Source organism: Pseudomonas viciae (assembly GCF_004786035.1).
Taxonomy (GTDB): domain Bacteria; phylum Pseudomonadota; class Gammaproteobacteria; order Pseudomonadales; family Pseudomonadaceae; genus Aquipseudomonas; species Aquipseudomonas viciae.
The window spans coordinates 1972656-1999513 of record NZ_CP035088.1 but is presented as its reverse complement, the minus strand read 5'-3'; the positions used below and the strand labels follow the sequence as shown (position 1 = coordinate 1999513).

24 protein-coding genes are annotated in these 26858 nt (G+C 61.7%); 9 read left to right on the top strand and 15 right to left on the bottom strand.

All coding sequences use genetic code 11. The features are described from left to right. Nucleotides 1-77: 77 nt before the first annotated feature. From nirB to cobA, 4 genes are read left to right on the top strand one after another with little or no spacing between them, the layout of a single operon-like run. On the top strand, nucleotides 78-2531 hold the full coding sequence (gene nirB, locus EPZ47_RS09160) for a nitrite reductase large subunit NirB (protein ID WP_135844480.1): 2454 nt from the start codon (nucleotides 78-80) through the stop codon (nucleotides 2529-2531). Further along, entirely contained in the window at nucleotides 2528-2845 is a 318-nt protein-coding gene (gene nirD / locus EPZ47_RS09155; RefSeq protein ID WP_025212685.1) for a nitrite reductase small subunit NirD, read from the top strand. Before nirB ends, nirD begins: the two co-directional genes overlap by 4 nt. Then, entirely contained in the window at nucleotides 2845-5559 is a 2715-nt protein-coding gene (locus EPZ47_RS09150; RefSeq protein ID WP_178084243.1) for a nitrate reductase, read from the top strand. The genes nirD and EPZ47_RS09150 overlap by 1 nt, the downstream gene beginning before the upstream one ends. Before the next feature lie 10 nt (nucleotides 5560-5569). Then, a complete protein-coding gene (cobA, locus tag EPZ47_RS09145; protein WP_135844478.1) occupies nucleotides 5570-6325 on the top strand; it encodes a uroporphyrinogen-III C-methyltransferase in 756 nt (251 codons plus the stop codon). A gap of 216 nt (nucleotides 6326-6541) precedes the next feature. On the opposite strand, the gene EPZ47_RS09140 is transcribed toward cobA, so the two are convergent. The 8 genes from EPZ47_RS09140 to ppsA form a co-directional block, all read right to left on the bottom strand. Beyond that, nucleotides 6542-7576 (bottom strand): OmpA family protein, encoded by a 1035-nt coding sequence (locus EPZ47_RS09140; protein WP_135844477.1) that lies wholly within the window; start codon nucleotides 7574-7576, stop codon nucleotides 6542-6544. A gap of 107 nt (nucleotides 7577-7683) precedes the next feature. Beyond that, nucleotides 7684-8274: an RNA polymerase sigma factor SigX gene (gene sigX / locus EPZ47_RS09135; protein WP_025212681.1), complete on the bottom strand. Its 591-nt coding sequence runs from the start codon at nucleotides 8272-8274 to the stop codon at nucleotides 7684-7686. A gap of 91 nt (nucleotides 8275-8365) precedes the next feature. Continuing rightward, nucleotides 8366-9190, bottom strand: a complete 825-nt coding sequence (locus EPZ47_RS09130) for a mechanosensitive ion channel family protein (RefSeq protein ID WP_003199523.1) — start codon at nucleotides 9188-9190, stop codon at nucleotides 8366-8368. A gap of 2 nt (nucleotides 9191-9192) precedes the next feature. Beyond that, on the bottom strand, nucleotides 9193-9438 hold the full coding sequence (locus EPZ47_RS09125; protein WP_014337331.1) for a hypothetical protein: 246 nt from the start codon (nucleotides 9436-9438) through the stop codon (nucleotides 9193-9195). A 63-nt stretch (nucleotides 9439-9501) separates the two neighbouring features. Then, nucleotides 9502-10497: a zinc transporter ZntB gene (locus EPZ47_RS09120; protein WP_135844476.1), complete on the bottom strand. Its 996-nt coding sequence runs from the start codon at nucleotides 10495-10497 to the stop codon at nucleotides 9502-9504. A gap of 23 nt (nucleotides 10498-10520) precedes the next feature. After that, nucleotides 10521-11012: a ribonuclease E activity regulator RraA gene (gene rraA, locus EPZ47_RS09115; protein WP_135844475.1), complete on the bottom strand. Its 492-nt coding sequence runs from the start codon at nucleotides 11010-11012 to the stop codon at nucleotides 10521-10523. Nucleotides 11013-11138: 126 nt separating this feature from the next. Further along, nucleotides 11139-12128 (bottom strand): alpha/beta fold hydrolase, encoded by a 990-nt coding sequence (locus EPZ47_RS09110; protein WP_135844474.1) that lies wholly within the window; start codon nucleotides 12126-12128, stop codon nucleotides 11139-11141. 158 nt (nucleotides 12129-12286) lie between these two features. Beyond that, complete coding sequence (gene ppsA / locus EPZ47_RS09105) at nucleotides 12287-14662, bottom strand: phosphoenolpyruvate synthase (protein WP_135844473.1); 2376 nt, start codon at nucleotides 14660-14662, stop codon at nucleotides 12287-12289. A gap of 176 nt (nucleotides 14663-14838) precedes the next feature. Between ppsA and ppsR the strand changes: the two genes are divergently transcribed. After that, a complete protein-coding gene (gene ppsR, locus EPZ47_RS09095) occupies nucleotides 14839-15657 on the top strand; it encodes a posphoenolpyruvate synthetase regulatory kinase/phosphorylase PpsR (protein ID WP_014337326.1) in 819 nt (272 codons plus the stop codon). Between the two features lie 124 nt (nucleotides 15658-15781). On the opposite strand, the gene EPZ47_RS09090 is transcribed toward ppsR, so the two are convergent. Then, nucleotides 15782-16627, bottom strand: a complete 846-nt coding sequence (locus tag EPZ47_RS09090) for a type 1 glutamine amidotransferase domain-containing protein (RefSeq protein ID WP_135844471.1) — start codon at nucleotides 16625-16627, stop codon at nucleotides 15782-15784. A gap of 103 nt (nucleotides 16628-16730) precedes the next feature. Between EPZ47_RS09090 and EPZ47_RS09085 the strand changes: the two genes are divergently transcribed. Beyond that, on the top strand, nucleotides 16731-17627 hold the full coding sequence (locus EPZ47_RS09085) for a LysR family transcriptional regulator (RefSeq protein ID WP_135844470.1): 897 nt from the start codon (nucleotides 16731-16733) through the stop codon (nucleotides 17625-17627). Between the two features lie 129 nt (nucleotides 17628-17756). Here the strand turns inward: EPZ47_RS09085 and EPZ47_RS09080 are convergent, their stop codons facing one another. The 5 genes from EPZ47_RS09080 to EPZ47_RS09060 all read right to left on the bottom strand — a co-directional run bounded on the left by EPZ47_RS09080 (nucleotide 17757) and on the right by EPZ47_RS09060 (nucleotide 22248). After that, nucleotides 17757-17984, bottom strand: a complete 228-nt coding sequence (locus tag EPZ47_RS09080) for an MbtH family protein (RefSeq protein WP_135844469.1) — start codon at nucleotides 17982-17984, stop codon at nucleotides 17757-17759. A gap of 84 nt (nucleotides 17985-18068) precedes the next feature. Further along, a complete protein-coding gene (locus tag EPZ47_RS09075; RefSeq protein ID WP_135844468.1) occupies nucleotides 18069-19481 on the bottom strand; it encodes an aspartate aminotransferase family protein in 1413 nt (470 codons plus the stop codon). Nucleotides 19482-19582: 101 nt separating this feature from the next. After that, on the bottom strand, nucleotides 19583-20104 hold the full coding sequence (locus EPZ47_RS09070) for a GNAT family N-acetyltransferase (protein WP_135844467.1): 522 nt from the start codon (nucleotides 20102-20104) through the stop codon (nucleotides 19583-19585). 135 nt (nucleotides 20105-20239) lie between these two features. Then, nucleotides 20240-21571, bottom strand: a complete 1332-nt coding sequence (locus tag EPZ47_RS09065; protein WP_135844466.1) for an ATP-binding protein — start codon at nucleotides 21569-21571, stop codon at nucleotides 20240-20242. Beyond that, nucleotides 21568-22248, bottom strand: a complete 681-nt coding sequence (locus EPZ47_RS09060) for a response regulator (RefSeq protein ID WP_135844465.1) — start codon at nucleotides 22246-22248, stop codon at nucleotides 21568-21570. The genes EPZ47_RS09065 and EPZ47_RS09060 overlap by 4 nt, the downstream gene beginning before the upstream one ends. 175 nt (nucleotides 22249-22423) lie before the next feature. Between EPZ47_RS09060 and dsbD the strand changes: the two genes are divergently transcribed. Genes dsbD through dsbG form a run of 3 tightly spaced genes read left to right on the top strand, consistent with a single transcriptional unit; the run spans nucleotide 22424 to nucleotide 25766 of the window. Next, the gene (gene dsbD / locus EPZ47_RS09055) at nucleotides 22424-24154 is read left to right on the top strand and encodes a protein-disulfide reductase DsbD (protein WP_135844464.1); all 1731 of its coding nucleotides are present in this window, start codon (nucleotides 22424-22426) and stop codon (nucleotides 24152-24154) included. Further along, nucleotides 24154-25023 carry a TlpA family protein disulfide reductase gene (locus EPZ47_RS09050; RefSeq protein WP_135844463.1) on the top strand — a complete coding sequence of 290 codons (870 nt, stop codon included), beginning with the start codon at nucleotides 24154-24156 and terminating at the stop codon, nucleotides 25021-25023. The genes dsbD and EPZ47_RS09050 overlap by 1 nt, the downstream gene beginning before the upstream one ends. Further along, the gene (gene dsbG / locus EPZ47_RS09045; protein WP_135844462.1) at nucleotides 24999-25766 is read left to right on the top strand and encodes a thiol:disulfide interchange protein DsbG; all 768 of its coding nucleotides are present in this window, start codon (nucleotides 24999-25001) and stop codon (nucleotides 25764-25766) included. Before EPZ47_RS09050 ends, dsbG begins: the two co-directional genes overlap by 25 nt. A 120-nt stretch (nucleotides 25767-25886) precedes the next feature. On the opposite strand, the gene EPZ47_RS09040 is transcribed toward dsbG, so the two are convergent. Continuing rightward, nucleotides 25887-26693, bottom strand: a complete 807-nt coding sequence (locus EPZ47_RS09040) for an alpha/beta fold hydrolase (RefSeq protein ID WP_135844461.1) — start codon at nucleotides 26691-26693, stop codon at nucleotides 25887-25889. Nucleotides 26694-26858: the final 165 nt, after the last annotated feature.

Here is a 26858-nt window from a genome sequence, read left to right as displayed (position 1 = left end):
TTTTTTTGTTTTCGAAAAAATTGCCGAGCCAGCCCGATCACCGTGATGAAACGGGCCTGTACTTGCGGAGAACCCTGATGAAAAAACTCAAACTGGTAATGATCGGCAACGGCATGGCCGGGGTTCGAACCCTCGAAGAACTGCTCAAACTGAGTAACGAGCTGTACGACATCACGGTGTTCGGTGCCGAGCCCCACACCAACTACAACCGCATCCTGCTCTCGCCGGTGCTTGCCGGTGAGCAGACGTTCGAAGAGATCGTGCTCAACGACCTGAGCTGGTACCTGGACAACAACATCAAGCTGCTGCTCAACCGCAAAGTGGTGGAGATCGACCGGGTCAAGCGCCGGGTCATCGCCGAAGACGGCAGCGAGGCCGAATACGACCGCCTGCTGATCGCCACCGGCTCCACACCCTTTATCCTACCGATCCCCGGCAACACCCTGGAAGGCGTGATCGGCTACCGCGACATCGCCGACACCCAGGCCATGATCAACACCGCCAAGACCCACAAGCATGCGGTGGTGATCGGCGGCGGCCTGCTCGGCCTGGAAGCCGCCAATGGCCTGAAGTTGCGGGGCATGGACGTGACCGTGGTGCACCTGGGCGAATGGTTGCTGGAACGGCAACTGGACAAGACCAGCGGCCAACTGCTGCAAACCGCCCTGGAAAACCGTGGCCTGAAATTCCGCCTCTGCGAGCAGACCCAGGCCCTGTACGACGCCGGCAACGGCCGGGTCGGCTCGGTCCAGTTCAAGAACGGTGACATCATCCCCGCCGACCTGGTGGTGATGGCCGCCGGCATTCGCCCCAACACCGAACTGGCGGAGAAATCCGGCATCCCTTGCAACCGCGGGATCCTGGTCAATGACACCCTGCAAACCTACGACCCGCGCATCTATGCCATCGGTGAATGCGCCAGCCACCGCGGCACCGCCTATGGCCTGGTGGCCCCGCTGTTCGAACAGGCCAAGGTCTGCGCCAACCACCTCGCACAACTGGGCTTCGCCACTTACAAGGGCTCGGTCACCTCGACCAAGCTCAAAGTCACCGGCATCGACCTGTTCTCCGCCGGGGACTTCATGGGCGGCGAAGGCACCGAGACCATCACCCTTTCCGACCCGATCGGCGGCGTCTACAAAAAACTGGTGATCAAGGACGACGTGCTGGTCGGTGCCTGCCTGTACGGCGATACGGCAGACGGTGGCTGGTATTTCCGCCAGATCCGTGAGAACCACACCATCAGCGAGATCCGCGACCACCTGATGTTCGGTGAAAACGCCTTGGGCGACGTAGGACACCAGGGCCAGGACAAAGCCATGAGCATGGCCGACACCGCCGAAGTCTGCGGCTGCAACGGCGTGTGCAAAGGCACCATCGTCAAGGCGATCCAGGAGCACGGGCTGTTCAGCGTCGACGACGTGAAAAAACACACCAAGGCAGCCAGCTCCTGTGGTTCCTGCGCCGGATTGGTCGAACAGATCCTGATCAACACCGTGGGCGGTGCGGCGGACGTCAAGCCGAAAAGCGAAAAAGCCATCTGCGGTTGCAGCGACCTCAACCACGGCCAGATCCGCCAGGCGATCCGCGACCAGCACCTGCTGACCATCGCCGGAACCATGAGCTACCTGAACTGGCGCACCCCGAACGGCTGCGCCACCTGCCGCCCGGCGTTGAACTACTACCTGATTTCCACCTGGCCGGGCGAAGCCCAGGACGACCCACAATCGCGCCTGATCAACGAACGCGCCCACGCCAACATCCAGAAAGACGGCACCTACTCGGTCGTCCCACGGATGTGGGGTGGCGTGACCAATCCGTCAGAACTGCGGCGCATCGCCGACGTGGCCGACAAATACAACGTGCCCATGGTCAAGGTCACTGGCGGACAGCGCATCGATTTGCTCGGAATCAAAAAGCAGGACCTGCCGGGCGTCTGGAAAGACCTCGACATGCCGTCCGGCCACGCCTACGGCAAGTCCATCCGCACCGTGAAGACCTGCGTGGGCAGCGAGTTCTGCCGCTTCGGCACGCAGAACTCCACCCAACTGGGCATCGAGCTGGAACATGACCTGTTCAACATGTGGTCGCCGCACAAGGTGAAGCTGGCCGTCTCCGGTTGCCCGCGCAACTGCTCGGAGGCGGGCATCAAGGACGTCGGCATTATCGGCGTCGATTCCGGCTGGGAGATGTACATCGGCGGCAACGGCGGGATCAAGACCGAGGTGGCCGAGTTCTTCGTCAAACTCAAGACCGCCGAAGAAGTGCGTGAATACAACGGCGCCTTCCTGCAGTTGTACCGCGAAGAAGCCTTCTACCTTGAGCGCACCGTGCATTACATGCAGCGGGTCGGCATGGAGCACATCAAGAAAGCCGTGCTCGAAGACCCGGCGCGGCGCCAGGCCCTCCACGAGCGCCTGAAGTTTTCCCTGTCACTGGAACAAGACCCGTGGAAACAGCGTCTGGAACAGCCCCAGCTGAAAAAAGAGTTTGAAGTCATCCCCGTGAAAAACCTGGAGGTGCCGGCATGAACTGGCTGGATATCTGCGCCCTGGAAGAGATCAATATCCTCGGTTCGCGCATCATCAATGGCCCCAAAGGCGATATCGCGATTTTCCGCACCAGCGACGATGAAGTGTTCGCCCTCGATGACCGTTGCCCGCATAAGGGCGGTCCTTTGTCCCAAGGGTTGGTCTACGGCAAGCGTGTGGCCTGCCCGCTGCACAACTGGCAGATCGACCTGGAAAGCGGCCAGGCCCAGGCCCCGGATGTCGGCTGCGCCCACCATCACTCGGCACGGGTCGAGAACGGCCGGGTGATGCTGGCGTTGCGGGACGCAAGCTGATGAGCCAGACCACTGCTTCGACTTGCTGTTATTGCGGGGTCGGTTGCGGCGTTTTGATCGAGCATGACGACGAGCGCATCCTCGGCGTCAGTGGCGATCCCGCCCATCCGGCCAACTTTGGCAAACTGTGCAGCAAGGGCTCGACACTGCACCTGACCGGTGACCTCGCCGCACGCGCTCTTTACCCGGAATTGCGCCTGGGCAAGGGCCTGGCCCGGGCCCGCAGCGACTGGGACAGCGCCCTGGATCACGCCGCCAGTGTCTTCGCCGAGACCATCGCCGAGCACGGCCCCGACAGCGTGGCGTTCTACATCTCCGGTCAACTGCTGACCGAGGACTACTACGCCTTCAACAAACTCGCCCGGGCGCTGGTGGGCACCAACAACATCGACAGTAATTCGCGCCTGTGCATGTCCTCCGCCGTGGTGGGCTATAAGCGCAGCCTCGGCGCCGATGCCCCACCCTGCAGCTATGAAGACCTCGAACTGAGCGACTGCGTGATGATCGTCGGCAGTAACATGGCCTACGCTCATCCGATCCTGTTTCGCCGCCTCGAAGAAGCCAAATCCCGCCGGCCGCAGATGAAAATCATCGTCATCGACCCCCGGCGCACCGACACCTGCGACCTGGCGGACCTGCACCTGGCGATCCTGCCGGGCACCGATGTCGCCCTGTTCCATGGGATTTTGCACCTGTTGTTGTGGGAAGACTGGGTCGACCGCGACTTCATCAAGGCCCACACAGAAGGCCTGGCGGACCTGAAGAACCTGGTGCGCGACTACACCCCGGCGATGGTCGCCCAGTTGTGCGGCATCAGCGTCGAACAACTGCACCAGTGCGCCGAATGGGTCGGCACCTCGCCGAGTTTCCTGTCGCTGTGGTGCATGGGCTTGAACCAGTCCACCGCCGGCAGCGCCAAGAACAGCGCGTTGATCAACCTGCACTTGGCCACCGGGCAAATCGGTCGTCCGGGTGCTGGCCCGTTCTCGCTGACCGGCCAACCCAATGCCATGGGCGGGCGGGAAACCGGCAGCCTGTCGAACCTGCTGCCGGGCCATCGTGAAGCCGCCAACCCGGAGCATCGCGCCGAAATCGCCCGCTACTGGGGCGTCGAGCAGTTGCCCGCCACCACCGGTTTGAGCGCCATCGAGCTGTTCGAGCAGGTTCGCAGCGGCAAGATCAAGGCCTTGTGGATCGCTTGCACCAACCCGGCCCAATCGATGCCAGACCAGACGGCGGTACGTGAAGCGCTGCAAGCCTGCCCGTTTGTGGTGTTGCAGGAAGCCTTCCGGACCACCGAGACCGCCGCATTTGCCGACCTGCTGCTACCCGCGGCCAGTTGGGGCGAGAAAGAAGGTTCGGTGACCAACTCCGAGCGGCGTATTTCCCACGTCCGCCGGGCAATTAACGCACCAGGTGAAGCACGAGCGGACTGGGCGATTACCGTGGATTTCGCACAGCGCCTGGAGAAACGTCTGCGGCCGGGCCAGCCCAGCCTGTTCGCCTTTGATAACCCGGCCCAACTGTTCGATGAATACAAACAGCTGACCCGTGGCCGCGACCTGGACTTGTCCGGCATCAGCCATGCGCTGATCGATCAGCTCGGTCCTCAGCAATGGCCCTTCCCGGAGGGCGCTACGGTTGGAACGGCGCGCCTGTACGTAGACGGCATTTTCCCTACCGACAGCGGCCGTGCCCGCTTTTTGGCCGAACCGTATCGCCCCGCCAAAGAGCTGCGTGACGCGCGCTACCCGTTGACCTTGAACACCGGTCGCTTGCGCGACCAATGGCACGGCATGAGCCGTACCGGTACCGCCGCACAGTTGTTTGGTCATGTGAACGAAGCGGTACTGAGCCTGCATCCCGACGAATTGCTTCGCCACCGCCTGCAAGCGGGCGACCTGGTCAGCCTCAAAAGCCGTCGTGGCGCGGTGATCGTGGCCGTGGACAGTGACGAAAGCATTCGCCCCGGCCAGGCATTCCTGCCTATGCACTGGGGCGACCGGTTCCTCAAGGGCGGGGTCAATACCCTGACTCAACCGGCCTTCGACCCCCTGTCGAAACAACCGGAACTCAAGCACAGCGGCGTACGCCTGGAACCGGTGAACCTGCCCTGGCAGCTGTTTGCCTTGATCGAGGGCGATGTTCAACAACATCTGGAGGCCTTGCGACCGCTGTGTGAGGCATTTTCCTACGTCAGCCTGAGTCTGACCGGCCGTGAGCGCCCGGCGTTGCTGATTCGCGCTGCCGGCGCCATCGCGCCCGAGGCGCAACTGCTTCAGGCGATCGACGAGCAATTGGGGCTGATCGACGGGCCGGTGCTGGCTTATGACGATCCGCGTCGCGCCATCGGCAAACGGGTGCGGATCGAAAACGGTCGTATCACCGCCATTCGCCTGGCTGGCGAAACACTGGCCCGGCATTGGTTGCAAAACCTATGGCTGGAAGGTCGTGCCGATGAGCAATTGCGCCGTTGGTTGCTGGCGCCTTTGAGCGCGCCGCCGGGCAACGTTGGCGCTGCGCTTGGCGGCAGCAAAACGCTGTGCAACTGCATGAACGTCAGCCAGCGCGCGATCTGCGCGGGCATTGAACGTGGCTTGGACTTGCAGGGACTGAAACAGGAATTGGGCTGTGGCACGCAGTGCGGCTCCTGCGTACCGGAAATCAAGCGCTTGCTGGTTGCCACCGCGCAACCACTGGCGGCTATCTCGTGAGGAAAACACTATGAACGCAAAAGTCTGGCTGGTGGGTGCGGGTCCTGGCGACCCTGAATTACTGACCCTCAAAGCCGTGCGCGCCCTGCGCGAGGCCGACGTGGTGCTGATCGACGACCTGGTCAACGCTGCCGTGCTGGAGCATTGCCCCGCTGCGCGCATCATTGCCGTGGGCAAGCGCGGCGGATGCCGCTCTACACCCCAGGCCTTCATCCATCGCCTGATGCTGCGTTATGCCCGCCAGGGCAAATGCGTGGTGCGTCTCAAGGGCGGCGACCCGTGCATCTTCGGCCGCGGCGGTGAAGAGGCGCAGTGGCTGCGCGAGCATGGTGTCGAGGTGGAGCTGGTCAATGGCATCACCGCCGGGCTTGCAGGGGCTACCCAGTGCGATATTCCACTGACCCTGCGCGGGATTGCCCGTGGTGTGACGCTGGTGACAGCCCACACCCAGGACGGTAGCAGCTTGAACTGGCAAGCCTTGGCCCAAAGCGGCACAACGCTGGTGGTGTACATGGGCGTGGCGAAGCTCAGCGAAATCCGCGAACAACTGCTGGCCGGCGGCCTGGCGGCGAACACGCCGGTGGCTATGATCGAAAACGCTTCCCTGCCCCATCAGCGTGACTGCCGCAGCGACCTGGCCTCGATGGAGGCCGATGCAGGCGCATTTCAACTCAAGAGCCCGGCGATTCTGGTCATTGGTGCGGTGGCAGGCGCTGCCGAACGTGCGGGGTCGCAGCCGGCGTGGGTCCAGGCTTCGGCGTTGTAACAAACAACATCCAACCTAATGTGGGAGCGAGCTTGCTCGCGATAGCGTCGGGTCAGCAGCATCAATACTGGCTGACACACCGCTATCGCGAGCAAGCTCGCTCCCACAGGTTTTGTGTTTAACCAACTGTTTTGCGGCAACGCTCCCCTCACCTCCATAAATCCCAGACAAAGAAAAGCCCGGCCTAAGCCGGGCTTTTCTAAAGCTGCGGGGTAATTACTTACCTTGAGCTTCAACCTGCGCTTCTACGCGACGGTTAACTGCACGACCAGCTTCAGTGGCGTTGTCAGCAACTGGGCGGGATTCGCCGTAGCCAACAGACTGAACGCGGGACGATTCAACACCGTACTGGTTGGTCAGAACGTTCTTAACGGCGGTTGCACGACGCTCAGACAGTTTCTGGTTGTAAGCGTCAGGACCGACGGAGTCAGTGTGACCTTCAACAGTAGTGGTGGTGGATGGGTACTGCTTCATGAAGTCAGCCAGGTTCTTGATATCGCCGTAGCTGTTAGGCTTGACGACCGACTTGTCGAAGTCGAACTTGACGTCCAGCTCAACACGTACAACTTCAGCAACTGCTGGGCAGCCATCAGCGTCAACGGTTACGTTGGCTGGGGTGTCAGGGCACTTGTCGACGTTGTCGCACACGCCATCGTTGTCGCTGTCGGAGCAGACTTCAGCCGGAGCTGGAACTGGAGCAGCAGCGGGCTTGGAGCCGCCACCGAAGTTCACACCGATACCGACGCTTGGAGCCCACTCGGTGTCGCCCTGGTCGATGTTGTACTGAGCTTCAACGCCGGCACGGGCGTAGAAGTTGTCGGTGAAGTACAGCTTGGCACCGCCGCCAACGTTGGCGAAGGTGGAACCGTTACGACCACTTTTGCCGTTCTGGCCGATGCTCTGATCGGAGAAACCAGCCGAAACGTACGGACGCAGCATGTCGCCCGGGTTGTTGAAGTGGTACAGAGCATCCAGAGCGGTGTTGGAGCCCTTGATGTTACGACCGTCTTCGGAACGTGCGTTGTGCACTTCGTCGTAGGCCAGACGCAGTTCTACGTCGTCGGTCAGGAAGTAACCAACCGAACCGCCGAACAGGTTGCCGTTGTTCTTGAAGTCCCGAGCGCTGTCGAACATTTCTTTCTTGGCGAAGCCTTCGATTTCAACTGCGCCTTGGCCTTGTGCCAGAGCGCCGAACGAAGTGGCAGCAATCAAAGAACCAATGGCAAAGCCCAAGGTGTTTTTCAGTTTCATCCGTTAAATCCCCATCTGGTGATTGTGAAGCAGTCCCGCAAACCGGGGGACAACTCGGCGGCAAGTCTATCAGAACTTGCCTACACGTAAGAGATATTTGCGCCGAACTAAGTTTCAGCAATACCCGCAAATTTCTCACGCAATTTGTCAAGAGCGCGCTTGTAACGCATTTTTGTCGCGCTCAAACCCATGTGCATGATGTCTGCGATCTCCTGGAACTCTAGCTCTGCGACAAATCGTAGCACCAGAATTTCCCGGTCGATCGGGTTTACATAAACCAGCCAGCGATCGAGTCCACCCTTCTCCTCGGGTTTGGGCGCCTTTTCTTCAGACGCTTCCTCGAGAGGATCCAGGCTCAAGGCGTCCATCAAGCGACGCTTTCGCCGTTCCTTGCGGTACTGGGTGATGCATTCGTTGTACGTGATGCTGTAGAGCCAAGTCTTGAACTTCGATTTCCCCTCGAAGTTCTTCAGGCCATACAGCACCTTCAACATCACCTCCTGACAGACATCATCAGCATCGCGATCGTTCCCGAGATATCGTGCACAAACGTTAAATAATGTTCTTTGGTAACGGCGCATCAACTCTTCGTACGCGCGTGTTACGTGAAACAGCTCCGTATGCGCGCGCGCAACCAACTCCTCATCGGAGAGATCACGGGGGTCGTAGCGCGTAGATAGCGATTGGGGTTTGTTCAAAACAAGTCGGGCCGACAGTCTAGGTCAATGTGCGCCGCAGCCTGCGATATCGGGCATTTTGCGGCGGCATACATTAGCAGGGTTTGCCGGGTTAGCGGCTACTCACATGCTGTTCCAGCAGGATCCGATTGGAGAGCGACACCAGTTCGCCCTCCTCGGTCAGCAATGTAGTCTTCACCGTGCCGATCTCTTCGATCTGGCCTTCGACCTCGCCAACACGCACTTGTTGCCCAACCTCATACAATTCACGCACATAAATTCCCGCAAGAATCTGCCCGGCGATTTCCCGGCTTCCCAAGCCCATTGCCAGCGCAACCGCCAGACCAACGGTAATCAATACGATCACGATGACGTGGTTGAGCAGGTCAGTCTTGACCTCCAACTGGCTGATCGCGACCGAAATACTGATGATGATCACCAGGCCCTGGGCGATTCGCCCCACGCCCGCCGCATAGTCCAACCCCACGCCTTCGGCCGCACCGCGCACCAGCCCGTTGGCCAGTTGCGCCAGCAAGACGCCGACCAGCAACACCAGCGCAGCACCAAAAACCTTCGGCAAATACAGCGCAAGCATATCGAGCGTAGCTGAAACTCGCTCAAGGCCAAGGGACTCAGCCGCAGAAACCAGGAAAATAAGCAGCACGAACCAATAGACGATCTTGCCGACCAGGGTCGAGATCGGCACCTGGATGCCACCCCGGGACAACAGTTTGGTCAGGCCGGTGCCCCCCATCAGGCGGTCGAGACCCAGTTTGGCGAGCAACTTGGACAGCAGCGTGTCCAGCAGCTTGGCCACGACAAAACCCAGCAGCAGCACGACCAGCGCGCCGAAAAGGTTGGGAATGAAGTTAGCCACCTTGGTCCACAACGCAGTCATTGCCGTGACGAGGCTCTGGGTCCAGAGATCAAGTTCCATATTCAATCAGCCTTATCAGCGGTGCGAGTAACAGGTTTACGACGGGAGACCGGCGAGACGTGGGCCGAGCCGTTATTCAAGGCAATCATCAGCGCGGGCAACCAGCGGCCCAGCAGGCTGAACAGATCGCCGGCGCCGACCTGGCGGTTGGCGGTTTTCAGTACACGCCCCAGGCAAGCATCATCGTCCCGGCTGGACGGCGAAGCCTTGAGCATGTCGCGCAAAGACTGTTCAAACGGATCGTGCATACGCACCTCTCGTGATGTCTGTGAAAGACGCGATCAAATTTCGTCGGGTCACATGAAACCCCATCACACCCAGCGCAAACGGCGGAATAACCACCACTGCCCCAGGGCCACGCAGACCATCAAGCAGCAAGCGACCATGAAGCCGTAAGGGCTCGCGGAGAACGGAATACCGCCGACGTTGATGCCCAAAAGGCCGGTGAGAAAACTCATCGGCAGGAAAATCCCGGTGATGATGCCAAAGCGGTACATCGTGCGGTTCATGCGTACCGAAAGACGCCGGTCTTCGGCCTCCAGCACAAGCCCCACGCGCTCTCGAGTCAATTCCAGCTCTTCGAGATAACGGGTCAGGCTGTTGTTCAATTCATTCCAGTAGTCGCCATCGTCGTCGACAAACCACGGCAATTTAAGCCGAGTCATCTGAGCGAAGATGTCCCGTTGTGGCGCCAGGAATCGCTTCAGCCCGGCGGCCCTTCGACGGATGTGCAAAATGGCGTCGTGCTCAGGGGTATACCGTTCGTCGGTATCGAGTTTTTCTTCCTCGGTATCGACGATTTCAGAGAGGCAAGTGACCAGATCCTGCACCTTGTTGGTGAGGTATTGCGCCATATAGAGGATGAGTTCCGACGCGGTTTTCGGTCCCTTGCCCTCGGCCAATTGCGCCAGCAGCTCATCGGTGGCGCGCAATGGACGCAGGCGCAGGGAGATGACCCGCTGGGCGGACGCGAAGATGCGCACCGAGACCATGTCTTCCGGCTCAGCACCCGGGTTGAGGTTGATCCCCCTGAGAAACAGCAGCAGCTCGGCGTTGGGCAACGGCAACAGCCGCGGCCGGGTGTTCTCTTCAAGCAACAGGTCGCAGTTGAATTCGCTCAGGCCGCTGGATTTGCGCAGCCAGGTGTGGGTTTGCGGATGACTGCGATCCCAGTGCAGCCACAGGCTTTCATGGGCCTGCAACTGCAAATCATCGAGTTCAGTCCGGGCTATGGAACGCGCGCCGCCTTTACCGTCCAGCACCAGGGCATGCACCAGCCCCCATTGCGCGTTTTCTTCCTCGAACATCCTCATCCCTTATAGCTGGCGCTTCATTCAGGCATCTTCAGCGGGCTCGGCGAGACGATCACGCCGTTATTGTCCGCATAGACATATTCACCCGGACGAAACGTCACACCGGCAAAGGTCACCGGCACATTGAGTTCGCCGACGCCACGCCGGTCGGTTTTCATCGGATGACTGGCCAGGGCCTGAACCCCGAGATCCGTCTGGGCGATGATATCGACGTCGCGGATGCAACCGTAGATCACCAGCCCTTCCCAGCCATTTTTCGCGGCTTTTTCGGCCAGCATGTCGCCCAGCAACGCCCGGCGCAGGGAGCCACCGCCGTCGACCACCAACACCTTGCCGTTGCCCTTGAGCTCAACCTGCTCCTTGACCCGCGAGTTGTCCTCGAAGCACTTGATGGTCACGATTTCGCCGCCGAAGGAATCGCGGCCACCGAAATTGCTGAACATCGGTTCCAACACCTGCACCAGGTCTGGGTAGGCGTCGCACAGGTCGGGCGTGAGGTAATGGTTCATCGAACAACTCCTGGAAGGCTGGAACGTCAGACTGAATGAGCAACCGTTTGTGACCGGAACCGCGTAACGCGTCATATCTTAGCCGCAAGCCGACCAGAGCGAAATGCCCCCGTCAGAGCCTTTCGCTTAAACCGCCTCGGCCAGGGCGGGCAAGCTTTCCAGCAACGGCGCCTGCTGATCCTGCAGCCAGCGCGCGACCAAAGGCCAGACCTCAGCCTGTGCGGCTTTGCTGACCAGCATCTCGACGTGGCCAAAATCACCCTTGAAACCCTGCTCCCGGCCCAGGCAGACAAACTGCTTGTGCTCGGAACCGATCTGGTCGAAGAGTTTGCGGCAGGCCCAGGTCGGGTCCTGGTGATCACCCGTGGCACTCACCGCCAGCACCGGCACCTGGACATCGGCCAATCCGGCCCACCAGTTCTTCTCGGCATCGCCGAAACGTCCGAACAGGCCGTACCATCGCATGCTCTCCAGGGCCAGCCCGATGGGCTCGTCCTCGGGGCCGCGCTTGAGCCGTGAACCAGACAATTGGGCAAACCGCTTGAGGATGAAGCGTCCGCTCCACTCCACCGGAGGGATCTTCAGCGGCCAGTAGGTGCGGCTGACCTGGGTGCCAAAAAGCGCCACTGAAGCCACCGCAGGCTCGCCCAGGTAGTGGCCGCCCAGGGCTGCTGCCAGGGTGATGCCTCCCAGGGAATGACCGATCCAGTGTGGCACCTGCCCGCTCTGCTCACGCACGAAGGCACCGATGGCGGGCAAGTCGTAACGGGCGTAGTCGGCCACGCGGTTGTTGCGATAGCCCTGGTTACGCTGGGACAGTCCGTGGCCGCGCATCTCGGGAATCCAGACATCAAACCCCAGGCGGGCAAGGTACGCCCCCAGGCCCAGGCCCTTGGGCGAGTACCAGAAACGTCGGTTGGAAAAGCTGCCGTGCAACAGAATCACCGGAACGCCGCGTATATCGCTGCCATCGGCCATGCCCAATCGGGTAACGGCCAGCTCAACGCTGTAGTCCGGGCTGTTGCCAGGCTTCAAACGATAGACGTCTTCGCTCAGATCACCACGCCGTTCGGCGCTGATCAGGGCGACAGGAAATAGGTTGCTGCTGCTTTGCATAATGCTCTTGCACAAAAAAAGACGACTGTGGGAGCGAGCTTGCTCGCGATTGCGGTGGATCAGCAAAAATAATCTTGGCTGACACTCCGCTATCGCGAGCAAGCTCGCTCCCACAAAGGTTACCCGGCTTACATCACCGGTGAGGCCCCTTCACTCAATCAGACCGCAGCCTGACCCTCAGCCAGGAAGAACCAGGTTTCCAGCACGGAGTCGGGGTTCAACGAAACGCTTTCGATGCCCTGCTCCATCAGCCACTTGGCCAGGTCCGGGTGGTCCGAAGGGCCCTGGCCGCAGATGCCGATATACTTGCCGGCCTTGTTACAGGCAGCGATGGCATTGGCCAGCAGTTTCTTGACCGCCGGGTTCCGCTCGTCAAACAGGTGGGCGATGATCCCGGAGTCACGGTCCAGGCCCAGGGTCAGCTGGGTCAAGTCGTTGGAACCGATGGAGAAACCGTCGAAGAACTCGAGGAACTCTTCAGCCAGGATCGCGTTGGACGGCAGCTCGCACATCATGATCACGCGCAAGCCATTGTCGCCACGGGCCAGGCCGTTTTCCGCCAGCAGGTCGACGACCTGGCTCGCTTCGCCCAGGGTACGGACGAACGGCACCATGATCTCGACGTTGGTCAGGCCCATCACGTTACGCACGCGCTTGAGGGCACGGCACTCGAGCTCGAAGCAGTCACGGAACGATTCGCTGATGTAGCGAGAGGCCCCACGGAAGCCCAGCATCGGGTTTTCTTCTTCCGGCTCGTAAAGCTTGCCGCCGATCAGGTTGGCGTATTCGTTGGACTTGAAGTCCGACAGGCGCACGATGACCTTTTTCGGCCAGAATGCCGCCGCCAGGGTGCTGATACCCTCCACCAGCTTCTCGACGTAGAAACCGACCGGATCGTCGTAGCCGGCAATGCGCTTGTCGACGCTGTCCTTGATTTCCTGCGGCAGGCCGTCGTAGTTCAGCAGCGCCTTGGGGTGCACGCCGATCATGCGGTTGATGATGAATTCCAGGCGGGCCAGGCCCACGCCAGCGTTGGGCAACTGCGCGAAGTCAAAGGCGCGGTCCGGGTTGCCGACGTTCATCATGATCTTGAACGGCAGGTCCGGCATGGCATCGACGGAGTTCTTCTTGATGTCGAAGCCCAGCTCGCCTTCAAAGATGTAACCGGTATCGCCTTCGGCGCAGGAAACGGTCACGCCCTGGCCGTCTTTCAACAACTGGGTGGCGTTGCCGCAACCCACCACAGCCGGGATGCCCAGTTCACGGGCGATGATCGCCGCGTGGCAGGTGCGCCCGCCACGGTTGGTGACGATGGCGCTGGCACGCTTCATCACCGGTTCCCAATCCGGGTCGGTCATGTCGGAGACCAGTACGTCGCCGGCCTGGACCTTGTCCATCTCCGAGACGTCCTTGATGATCCGCACCTTGCCGGCGCCGATGCGCTGGCCGATGGCACGGCCTTCCACCAGCACAGTGCCGGTTTCCTTGAGCAGGTAGCGCTCCATGACGTTGGCCTGGGTGCGGCTCTTCACGGTTTCCGGACGGGCCTGCACGATGTACAGCTTGCCGTCGTCACCGTCCTTGGCCCATTCGATGTCCATCGGGCACTTGTAGTGCTTCTCGATGATCATCGCCTGCTTGGCCAGCTCGCTGACTTCGGCGTCGCTCAGGCAGAAACGTGCGCGCTCGGCCTTGTCCACGTCGACGGTTTTCACCGAACGACCGGCCTTGGCTTCGTCGCCGTAGATCATCTTGATGGCTTTGCTGCCCAGGTTGCGCCGCAGGATCGCTGGACGACCGGCTTCCAGCGTGCCCTTGTGGACGTAGAACTCATCCGGGTTCACCGCGCCCTGCACGACGGTTTCACCCAGGCCGTAGGCGCCGGTGATAAACACCACGTCACGGAAACCCGATTCGGTGTCGAGGGTGAACATCACGCCGGCGGTACCGGTTTCGGAGCGGACCATGCGCTGCACACCGGCGGACAGGGCGACCAGCTTATGGTCGAAGCCCTGATGCACGCGATAGGAAATGGCACGGTCGTTAAAGAGAGAGGCGAAGACTTCCTTGGCGGCACGGATGACGTTTTCCACGCCACGGATGTTCAGGAAGGTTTCCTGCTGGCCGGCGAAGGAGGCATCCGGCAGGTCTTCGGCGGTGGCCGAGGAGCGCACGGCGACGGCAATGTCGGGATTGCCTTCGGACAACTTGGCGAATGCGGTACGGATTTCGGCGTTCAGTTTCTCGGGGAACTCGGCTTCCATGATCCATTGGCGGATCTGGGCACCGGTCTTGGCCAGGGCATTGACGTCATCGACGTCCAGGGCATCGAGCGCATCGTGAATCTGCTGGTTCAGGCCACTCAGTTCCAGAAAGTCACGATAAGCCTGAGCGGTCGTGGCGAAGCCACCTGGCACCGATACGCCGGCACCGGCGAGGTTACTGATCATCTCGCCCAGGGATGCGTTCTTGCCCCCCACATGCTCCACATCATGGACGCCGAGCTTATCGAGGGAAACTACGTACTCTACCAAGGTGATCTCTCCACTAACTGTGTTGGAAAAGCTCAAGGCACCGACGGCTCCAGGGGAGCGATTGCCGGCGATATGGCCTGGACCTGGAAAATAAGTGAGAATGCGGACCACTGGCGGCCAGCAAATCGCGCCTATCATATCCAAGAATCGTCACTAGCTTAAGGCCCAAGGCGCAAATGAAACGATCTGCTTTCTTTATCTCCGACGGCACCGGCATCACGGCCGAGACGCTAGGCCAAAGCCTGTTGGCGCAATTCGAAAACATTACCTTCGCCAAATTCATACGTCCGTACATCGACAACGTCGACAAAGCGCGGGCCATGGTACAGCAAATCAATAAAGCCGCCGAAACCGACGGTTTTCGTCCGATTATCTTCGATACCATCGTCAATCAGGACATCCGTGAGATTCTCGCAACGTCCAATGGTTTCATGATCGACATTTTTTCCACCTTCCTGGCGCCCCTGGAGCAGGAACTGAGCGAGCACTCGTCCTACTCGGTCGGCAAGTCCCATTCCATTGGCCACAACTCCAATTACATGGAGCGGATCGAGGCGGTCAACTTCGCCCTGGACAACGATGACGGCGCCCGCACGCATTATTACGACAAGGCCGACCTGATCCTGGTGGGGGTGTCGCGCTGTGGCAAGACGCCGACGTGCCTGTACATGGCGATGCAATTTGGCATCCGTGCAGCCAACTATCCACTGACCGAAGACGACATGGAGCGCCTGCAACTGCCCAGCGCCCTGCGCGCCCATCAGCACAAGCTGTTCGGCCTGACCATTGACCCGGACCGCCTCACCGCGATCCGTAACGAACGCAAACCCAACAGCCGCTATTCGAGCTACGCCCAGTGCGAATTCGAAGTGCGCGAGGTGGAAAACCTGTTCCGGCGGGAGAACATTCCCCATATCAATTCCACGCATTTTTCCGTGGAAGAGATTTCGGCGAAGATTCTGGTGGAGAAAGGGGTGGAGCGGCGGTTCAAATAAACCAACAGTCCCTGTGGGAGCGAGCTTGCTCGCGATTGCGGAGTGTCTGCCGGCATCAATGTTGCTGATCCGCCGCTATCGCGAGCAAGCCCGCTCCCACAAGGAAAGCTAGGGTGTTCCTGGGTCAGCGCTTCAACCGCTTGAGCAACGCCTGCCCCACCGCCACCGCCGACGCCGGGTTCTGGCCCGTGATCAACTCCCGATCCGTTACCACATGGGACGTCCACGGCGAGGTATTGCTGCTGTAGTGCCCACCCGCCTGCTCCAGCGCGGTTTGCGGATAGAACTTCATGTTTCCGCCGCCCAGCAGCCCCTTGGCCAGCTCTTCTTCCTGATTGCTGATCACCGTCATCTTGTACCCCGCGTAGATCCAATCGGCCTGGGCCGAGGCCTGGCCATTGGTGGCCAACTGGCCAGTGAAGCCCTTGGCATCGGGCAGGGTCGAGAGCAACGCTATTGGTCCGTGGCAAACCAGCGCGGTGGTCTTGCCCTGGTCGTGGAAGTGCGTCAGCACCCGCCCCAATGAGGCGCTCGTGAGCAAATCCTGCATCGGTGCATGCCCGCCGGGGATGTACAGGGCGTCGAACTGCTCCAGGCCGATCTGCTCGGCACGGGCCAGGCTGACTACCGGCGAGTCCTTGGCCGACGTGATCTTCAACTGCGCCAGCAACGCCTGATAGCGCTCCAGCTCCGCCGAGTCGTTATTGAAGTACATCTTGTCCACCGAGGACCGGTCCAGCGTCGGCGCCTTGCCCTCGGGCGTCGCGAACGTCACCTGGTGACCGGCATCCAGCAACAGTTTCACCGGTTGCAGCAATTCGTTGAGGTAAAACCCGGTGGAGAAGACCTTGCCATTTTTCAGATCCAGATGATCGGAATCGGACAGGACCACCAGCACGTTATCGGCATGGGCCGCGACACTGATGCCTGCCAGAACAACCGATGTTGCCAAGGTCGTGAGCTTTTTCATGATGACTCCAGGACGCTTCGATAAAAGAGGCGCTCACTGTATTGATGCGCTTACCGGCGATAAACTGGCGCCTCGGAACATCACCTGGCCTCTGGAGGCAACAATGCCCCGTCGATTTGATTACCTGGCCGACGTGGAAGCCTTTGTCACGGTCGTGGAAAAAGGCACCCTCAGCGCCGGTGCCGTGGCGCTGGGGACCACGCCTTCGGTCCTGAGCCGCGCCATCTCCCGCCTCGAAGCCCGGCTCGGGGTGCAACTGCTACGACGCACGACCCGGCGGCTGAACCTGACCGATGCCGGGGCCTTGTACCTGGAACAGTCGCGCTCGGCCTTTGCCCTGATTGACGATGTCGAACGGCGAATCCAGGGCCAGGACGGCGTCTTGTCCGGTCGCGTACGCCTGAGCGTGCCGACCACCTACGGCCATTACCGCCTGCCATCGCTGCTGTCGTGCTTCGGCCAGGCTTTTCCACAGGTGCGGGTCGAGCTGAGCATTACCAACCGCAATGTCGATCTGGTGGCTGAGGGGTATGACTTGGCGATCCGTCTCGGGCCGCTGCCGGACAGCGGACTGGTCGGCCGCAAGCTCGAAGACGCCCGCCTTTGCCTGGTGGCCGCGCCGCAATACCTGGAACGCGCCGGAACGCCCCGGCACCTCGACGAACTGGCCACCCACGTCTGCCTGCCCTTCGTGATGCCCAGCAGCGGACGCATCGCACCCTGGCTGTTTCGCATAAACCATGAAGATCGGGAATGGCTGCCAGCGGGCAATGTCCAGGTGTCCGACGATGTGCTGGGTATCGTATCCCTGGCCCAGGCCGGGATGGGGATCTGCCAGACCTATGACTTCATCGTCCGGGAGCGAATCGAGCGAGGGGAACTGGTGGCGTTGCTGGAGGACGTTGGCGGGCGCAGCCGACCGTTTTCAATCATCTACCCGCCCCATCGACAATTGCCGGCGGCTGCACGGGCGTTGATTGATTTTTTGATGGGACAATAACCAACAACGCCGGCCCCTAATGGGGGAGCGAGCTTGCTCGCTCCCCCATGGGTTTCGATGTGGCTGCAAGATCTGCATCCTCCCGCAGCCGTCCTGTGAAAAGCCTCCTTGCTGCCACAGGTTCTACACTCAATGAATCGCAGCCGCCTGCTCTTCCATCTTCTTGCGCAAGCTCAACGGGCGCATGTCGGTCCAGGTTTCTTCGATGTAGGCCAGGCATTCCTTCTTGAAGCCGCTTTTGCCGACGGTGCGCCAGCCTTCGGGAACGGCCTTGTAGTCGGGCCAGATCGAATACTGTTCTTCGTGGTTGACCACGACCTGAAAGACGATGTCCTCGCGGTCGAATACTGAAGTCATGGGTGTCTCTCCATCTTTGCTCGAGGTTTGCTGCAACACATGCGCAGCCAGGATATGAAAGGAACGTACGGGGCCGGCTGAAAATTAGGCGTCGGCGACGGCAGCCTTCAAGGCGCGTCCGAAGATCTCGGCGACCCGATCGATTTCCGCCGCTGTGATGATCAGCGGTGGCAGGAAACGCACCACACCGCCCTGACGGCCGCCCAATTCCAGGATCAGGCCACGCTTGAGGCATTCACGCTGCAGGCGTGGCGCCAGTCGTGCATGCACCGGCAGATGGCCCTGGGCATCTGGCTTACCCGTCGGGTCCACCAGTTCGACACCGAGCATCAAACCGCGACCGCGAATGTCGCCCAGTTGCGGGAAGTCCCGCTGCAGGATGTATAGGTGTTCGCTCAAGCGCTCGCCCATGGCGGCGGCATGGGCGGGCAGGTTGTGCTCAACCAGATAGCGCATCACCGCGGAACCGGCGGCCATGGCCATTTGATTGCCACGAAAGGTTCCGGCATGAGCACCCGGCAGCCAGGTGTCAAGCCAGTCACGATAAACCACCACCGCCAGCGGCAGGCTGCCGCCGATGGCCTTGGACAGCACGACCACGTCCGGGATGATCCCGGCATGTTCGAACGCGAACATTTTGCCAGTGCGGCCGAAACCGCTCTGGATTTCGTCGACGATCAGCGCCACGCCGGCCTGCTCGGTAATGCGCCGCAAGCCACGCAGCCAATCCAGATCAGCCGGGATCACCCCGCCCTCGCCCTGCACCACTTCGACGATCACCGCCGCGGGCAATTGCACGCCGGCCTCGGGGTCATTCAGCAGATTTTCCAGGTAATGCAGATTGGCCTTCACCCCCTCGGCGCCGCCCAGCCCGAACGGGCAACGGTAATCGTAGGGGTATGGCATGAATTGCACGCCGCTGCTGAGCAAGGCGCCCAGGGGTTTCTTCGGCCCCAGGCTGCCCATCAGGCTCAAAGCCCCCTGGCTCATGCCGTGGTAGCCGCCCTGGAACGACAGCACGGTGCTGCGCCCGGTGGCAGTGCGCACCAGCTTGAGCGCGGCTTCCACCGCGTCGGTGCCGGTGGGGCCGCAGAATTGGATCTTCGCCTCGTCGGCCAGGCCCGCCGGCAACAGGCCGAACAGGTCCTGGACAAAGCGATCCTTGACCGGCGTGGTCAGGTCCAGGGTGTGCAAAGGCAGCTCATCGGCCAGCACTTGCTGGATCGCCGCGATCACCACCGGGTGGTTATGCCCCAGCGCCAGCGTGCCAGCCCCGGCCAGGCAGTCGATGAAGGTACGCCCTTCGACGTCCTCGACATACAACCCCTTGGCACGCTTGAGGGCCAGGGGAATGCGTCGCGGATAGCTGCGGGCGTTGGACTCCTGGCGGCTCTGGCGGGCCAGCAGTGGCGATTCATTGAACCGGTAGAGCGTCTCGACCGGCGCGGCGCTGATCCGGGCCGGCTGTGCTTCGATAAGGCTGTTGGCGACTGACATCTCTCGACCCCGCAATACATTGAAGTGGTGACCCAATGACACACCGGGCAGGTGCGCATCCGGTTGGGGCGCACGTGCAGGTTTCCTGTTGTGGAAACGCATCAACGCGGCAAGGATTTACCCTCGGGCCGAACATTCCCGGCGGGGTCGATCAGCGGCTTGTGCATGGCAATAGCCATGACGCCGCCGATGGCGAAGGCCTCGGCGCTTTGCTCGAATCCCAGGTGCCGGTAGAACGCATGGCTGGTGCGGGTGCTGTTGAGTCGCACCTGAACCACCCCACGCGCCTGCAGCCAGGCCTCGATGTCGCGCACCAGTGCCTGTCCGGCACCGCGGCGAAACCATTCCGGTTGCACGTAGCAGAACGCAATCCGGCCATTGACCGAGGCCATGGCGGTGCCCACCGGCCGCCCCTGCAAACGCGCCAGGGTCAGGCGTAACCTCGGGTCGACCAGCCAGGGCTGGATCTGGGAAAGGGCGCTGTTGCGGGTCCAGGCCGCCACGATGCGCGGATCGTTACGGTGTTCGACGGCGCAACCGACCCGGATCGAGCGTTCGGCGATGCGGCTGATGATGCCGGCATCGCTGGGCGAGGCCGTGCTGATTTCGATGAGCGTGTCCATGGCGCGGTTTTCCTCAGTCCTTGAGTCGAGCTGAAAAAACATAGACCCGGATCAGGTGGGCGCGCCAATGGCAGGTCGTTACAGCAGATGTACATAGCAGAGCCTGTGGGAGCAAAGCTCTATTTCTACAGGGGACTAACCCGGCAACACCTGCACCGGCATCGTCAACTCGACCCGCAGCCCGTCAGGGCGGCTGTCGAAATGCAGGCCGCAGCCGCAACGCTGGACGATGGCCTGGACGATCGCCAGCCCCAACCCGCAGCCGGTGCTCTGGCCATTGCGCCAGAAGCGTTGGGTCAGGTGCTGGATATCGTCGGCAGCAATGCCAGGGCCATGGTCACGGACCTGGAAACGCACGCGCTGGCCGATCATCTCCAGCCTCAGCTCCACATCGGTATCTGCCGGGGTGTGGCGCAGGGCGTTGTCCAGCAGATTGCGCAAGGCGGCGATGGAGAGCACCGCCGGCATCTGCACCGGGGCGTCGGACAACCCGGGGGATACGTGCAGCTTGATCCGCCGGGAATCACTGCTGGCCGCGTCCTGAATCGCCAGGCGCGCAACCTGCTCGGCGTTGCACTGCACACCATCGTCGAACGACAGGCTGCCTTCGACACGGGCCAGCAACAGTAACTGCTCGAGCGTGCGATGCAAACGGTCGGCGCCCTCCTCGGCCCGGGCCAGGGATTGGTCGCGGGCGGCGCCTTCGGTCATGCGCGCCACCTGCAGGTGGGTCTTGATCGCCGTCAACGGGCTGCGCAGTTCGTGGGCGGCATCGCCAGTCAGCCGACGCTCACGCTCAATGGTCTTGCCGATGCGTTGGAACAGCTGGTTCTGGGTTTCCAACAGTGGCCGCAACTCGCTGGGCAGCGGATGAATCTGCAAGGGTTCCAGGGAATCGGCATTGCGCCGCATCAGCGCATCGCGCATGCGATTGAGCGGCGCCAGCCCCTGGCCGGTGCCCAGCCAAAGCAAGCACAGGCATCCGAGCAACGCCACGCCCACCGGCACCGAGGCCGCCAGCAGTATCGACATGTTCAGCGCTTCGCGTTCGATCTGGCGGTCGGCGGTGGTAATGCGCAGATCGCCTCGGGCCAGGGTGAAGCTGCGCCAGGGCGCACCGTCGATCATCTGGTCGCGAAAGCCCATCTTCTCGGCTTCCAGGACTTGTTCCGGAGTGCCGTGGCTGCGGGCCAGAATCTCGCCGCGCAAGGAGCTGACCTGGCAGGCCATGCCCCCGGGAATGCTCAATTGCTCTGCACTCAAATGCGTGCCTTCACCCTTGCTGGACAACGGCGGCAGCTGTTCCAGCAGGCCGGCGACCATCCGCGCCGAGGCCACCAGGCGCTGGTCGAGGGAGAACATCATCTGGTTGCGCAGGTCGCTGAGCATCCACGCCGCGGCCAAGGCCCAGATCAGGGCGAAGGCCGCGCCGAGGGTCAGGCTCAGGCGCAGTCGCAGGCTCATCACTTGGAAGATTCCCCGCCGTCGGCCGGCCCCAGGCGATAACCCAGCCCGCGCACCGTCTCGACAATCCCGTTGCCGAGTTTGCGCCGCAGGTGATGGATGTGGACGTTGAGGGCATTGCTTTCCAGCTCGTCATTGAACCCGTAGACGCTGTCCTTGAGTTGCTCGGTGGACAGCACCCGGCCGCGGTTGTGCAACAGCGCTTGCAGCAGTGACTGCTCCCGACGGGATAAATCCACTGGCTGCCCACCCAGCGTGGTTTCCCGGCTGCTGGGGTCGTAGGTCAGGCGGCCATGCTCGATCAGATTGACGCTGCGCCCCGCCACACGCCGCAGCAGCGTGTGCAGGCGCGCGGCGAGTTCGCGCAGGTCGAAGGGTTTGAGCAGATAGTCATCGGCACCGGCCTGCAGGCCGTCGACCCGGTCGGTCACCGAGTCCCGGGCGGTGAGGATCAGCACCGGAATCTCCAGGCCTTGCTGGCGCAGTTGCTTGAGCAATTTGAGGCCATCCTCGTCGGGCAGCCCGAGGTCCAGCACCATGACGTCGAACTCGGCCACGCCGACCATCGCCCGCGCCGCCGATGCCGTGGCGACGTGCTCGACAGTCAGGCACTGGGCCGTGAGCCCGGCGACGATCCCGCTGGCGATCAACTCATCGTCTTCGCAGACCAGTACGTGCATGGTAAGCCCCGTGGAAAAAGGTACATTAGGCCGCTGGCCGATTAAGCCGACATTATGCGACGAGTACGGCAAACATGGGCGATCATTGCTGCCTGCCGGTCGTCGCCGGGTTAATCGACGGTTAATCGCCAGGCGCCATTGTGCTTTCCACTTGCTTCGTTCTAAGGCTTTATCCATGCGTCGATTGTTTTTGCTGTGGCTGCTGCTGATCTCGGGCCTGGCCCAGGCCGCCAATCCCTTCGAGACCAAACCCGATTTCCTGCCGGTGGAAAAGGCGTTCGTGTTTACCTCCGAACGCCTGGACACCGGTGAAACCCAGCTGTTCTGGCAGATCGCCGATGGCTATTACCTCTATCAGCAACGGCTCAAGTTCGATGGCCTTGCCGAGGCGCAAAAACCGAAGCTGCCGGAGGGTGAAGCCCACAGCGATGAGTTTTTCGGCGACCAGCAAGTCTATCGCCAGGCGCTGGAACTGAAGATCCCGGCTGGCGCCAGCGGCAAGATCAAGGTCGGCTTCCAGGGTTGTGCCGACGCGGGCCTGTGCTATCCACCCCAGACCCAAGTGGTCGACCTCGGTGGCAACGCACCCGCAACAGCCAATAGCAGCGAGGCACCGGACCAGGCCCTGGCCAGCGGCCTGCAACAACGGGCATTGGGCTGGAGCCTGCTGGTGTTCTTCGGCCTGGGGTTGTTGCTGGCGTTCACGCCGTGTTCGCTGCCCATGCTGCCCATCCTGGCCGGGCTGGTGGTGGGCAGCGGCGCCGGGCCCCGGCGCGGCCTGGCATTGGCCGGCAGCTACGTGATCAGCATGGCCTTGGTGTACGCCGCCATGGGCGTGCTCGCCGCGCTGCTGGGGGCCAATCTCCAGGCGCTGCTGCAGCAGCCATGGCTGCTGGGCACCTTCGCGGCAATATTCGTGTTGTTGGCGCTGCCCATGTTCGGCTTCTTCGAATTGCAATTGCCCGCCGCCCTGCGCGACCGCCTGGAAAACGCCGGGCGCCAGCAACGCGGCGGCAGTCTGCTGGGCGCTGGCGTTCTCGGAGCGCTGTCCGGCCTGTTGGTCGGCCCGTGCATGACCGCCCCGCTGGCAGGCGCGCTGCTGTACATCGCCCAGAGCGGTAACGCGCTGCACGGTGGGCTGATCCTGTTTGCCATGGGCGTCGGCATTGGCCTGCCGCTGTTGCTGCTGGTGACCGTGGGCAACCGCTTCCTGCCTAAGCCCGGCGCCTGGATGAACCTGCTCAAGGGCGTGTTCGGCTTTTTGTTCCTGGGCACTGCGTTGCTGATGATTCGTCCGGTCATCGACGGTTCGTTGTGGGTCGGTCTGTGGGGCGTGCTGTTGTTGATTGCCGCCTACAGTGCCTGGCGCCAGACCGAGGGCTTCGGCCGCATCGCCTATGTCTGCGGCAGCGCCTCGTTGCTATTCGGCTTGTGGGGCAGCCTGCTGGTGATTGGCGCAGCGGGCGGCGGCGATGATTTCTTCCAGCCCCTGAAGGTGTACGCCGGCACCGAGGGCAGCGCGACCGTCAGCGCCGATGATGCTTTCGTCACCATCAGTGAACCTGCCGCCCTGCAACGGGAACTGGACGCGGCCAAGGCCCAGGGCCAATGGGTGCTGCTGGACTATTACGCCGACTGGTGCGTGTCCTGCAAGATCATGGAAAAACAGGTATTCGGCCGCGCAGAGGTGCTCGACGCCTTGAAAGATGTGCGCCTGGTACGCCTCGATGTCACCGCCGATAACGCCGCCAGTCGCGAACTGCTGAGCCGTTACCGGGTGCCAGGGCCTCCGAGCCTGCTGTGGATCGGCACCGACGGTGAAGAGCGCCGCAGTCAGCGGATCACTGGGGAAGTCAATGCCAAGGTGTTCCTGGAGCGCTGGAACATCACCCGGGACGCGCGCTGATGCTGACGTTCACCCTCGGCACCTTTGCCATCGCCCTTAATCATCTGTTGCTGATCAGCGCCCTGGCGCTGGCAACCTTTGTCGGATGGCGGGTGGCCAAGCGCGGTGGCGAGAACCCCGAATCAGTGCTGTTCGTGCTGTTTTTGCTCGGGCTGCTGGCTGCGCGAATCGGCTTTGTCGCCGCCTACTGGCAACATTACCAGGACGACCCGTGGCAGGTTGTCGATCTGCGCGACGGTGGTTTCCTGGCCTGGCCGGGCGTCGTGGCGCTGGTGATTGGCGCGTTGCTCTGGGCGCGGCGCCGACCGCCACTGCGCAAGTCACTGGGCTTGGGCGTCGGCAGCGGCCTGCTATTCTGGCTGGTGGCGAGCATGTCGTTGACGATCTATGAACAAGGCACCCGGCTGCCGGACATCAACCTGCGCACCGCCGATGGCGCAACCGTGAAACTCACCGATTATCAGGGCGGCCCCCTGGTGATCAACCTCTGGGCCACCTGGTGCCCACCCTGCCGACGGGAAATGCCGGTGCTCGAAGAAGCCCAGCAGTTGCGCCCAGACCTGACCTTCCTGTTCGTCAACCAGGCCGAAAGCATGCAAAGCGTCAGCACCTACCTCGCCACCCAGGGCCTGAGCTTGACCAACGTATTGTTCGATGGCAGTGGCCGTCTCGGTCAGGCCGTCGGCTCCATGGCCCTGCCGACGACCCTGTTCTACAGCGCCGACGGCCGTCTGCTGGGTAGCCACCTGGGTGAACTCTCGGAAGCGAGCCTGGCCCGTGCCCTGGAACACTTCGAAACGCCGGGCTCGAGCGCGGCGCCCCACACCGCCACAAGGAAACCGCCATGCCCCGCCTCCGCCACCTGCTGACCCTGGCCGTAGCCGCCGCACTGTCGCAGGCACCGCTGCTCCAGGCCGAAGAACTGCCGGCCGCCATCAAGAAGATCGAAGCCAAGGGTGCGAAAATCGTCGGCACCTTCGACGCGCCGGACGGCCTGCGCGGTTACGCGGCGCAATACCAGAACCGTGGCATGGCGCTGTACCTGACGCCGGATGGCCAGCATGTCCTGCTGGGCAACTTGTACGACGCCGACGGCAAGGACCTGAGCGCGGAGCCGCTGCAAAAACTGGTCTATGCACCGATGGCCAAGGCAATATGGGCGAAGATGGAGACGAGCAACTGGATCGCCGACGGCAGCAAGGACGCACCGCGCACGGTGTACCTGTTCAGTGACCCGAACTGCCCGTACTGCAACATGTTCTGGGAACAGGCACGGCCATGGGTCAAGGCCGGCAAGGTGCAGTTGCGTCACATCATGGTGGGCATCATCCGCGAAGACAGTCCCGGTAAATCCGCCGCCTTACTGGCCGCCAAGGACCCTGAAAAAGCCCTGGCGGAGCATGAAAAGGCCGGCAAGGGCAGCGCGCTCAAGCCCCTCAAGGACATCCCGGCGGCCATCCAGGCCAAACTCGACGCCAACCAACAGTTGATGGACGAGCTGGAACTGTCCGCCACCCCGGCGATTTTCTACCTGGATGACAAAGGCGAACTGCAACAGCAGCAAGGCGCGCCGTCGCCGGACAAGTTGGTGAAGATTCTCGGGCCGAAGTGACTGGCCCCCACAGCAGATCCCCCTGTGGGAGCGGGCTTGCTCGCGAACGCGCAGAATCAGTTAATACAGCTGTGACTGACCCACCGCATTCGCGAGCAAGCCCGCTCCCACAGTTTTAGGTCAGCTACGCAAAAATCCCAGCAACATCCGATTCACGAATTCCGGATTCTCCAGGTTGGAGATATGTCCCGCCTGCGGAATCAGAATATGGGAACAACCGATCAGCTCGGCCATTTCCAGGGACTCGGACGGTGGGCGCGGTTTGTCCTCGTCGCCACACATCACCACGGTATTCTTGGCATCCAGCTCATGCAGCCGCGGCAGGAGATCGTCCCGCCCGAAAATGATCCGCCCCAGCGGCACGATGCTGTTGCGCAGGCGATCAGCCGGCAGTGCCGCCAGTGTGGCGCGCAACTGCTGGTAGAGCGCGGACTGCGGATCGATGCCCGGCCGGAAGAAGATCGGCACGATGATGTCCAGCAACGGTTCGGGAACGCTGCCGCTGGCTTCGATCTTGTCGAACAGCGAGAAGTAATACTGGCGAGTCATCTCCGGCTCGACGCCCACGTAGGTGTCCATCAGCACCAGCGCCTTGACCCGCTTCGGCGCCGCCAGTGCCAGCCGGGTGCCCCACATCCCGCCGACCGAGAGCCCTACCAGGTTGAAGCAGTCAATGCTCAGTTCATCCATCAACCTCAAGGCCTGGCGGGCCAGGTCATCCAGTGAAGTCGTGCCCTCAGGCAACTGCTCGGACCGGCCGTGGCCCCACAGGTCCGGGGCGATCACCCGGTGATTGCGGGACAACAGCTCGATCTGCGGCGCCCACATGGTGTGGTCCCATAGATAGCTGCCACCCAGCAGCACCGCAGGGCCCTGGCCTTGGTCCAGATAGTGAAGCTGTTGTCCGTCAATAGTTGAAAAGGGCATTGATGATTTCCTTGTTTTGACTGGGGGAAAGCCTTGGGAAGACTGAGCTGCGCAGGGCGAGGCGTCAACCGCGGGCTTCTCGGTGTTAGTAATGACGCCATCGCGAGCAAGCTCGCTCCCACACTGGATTCGCGGTGAACACAACCCCCCTGTGGGAGCGAGCTT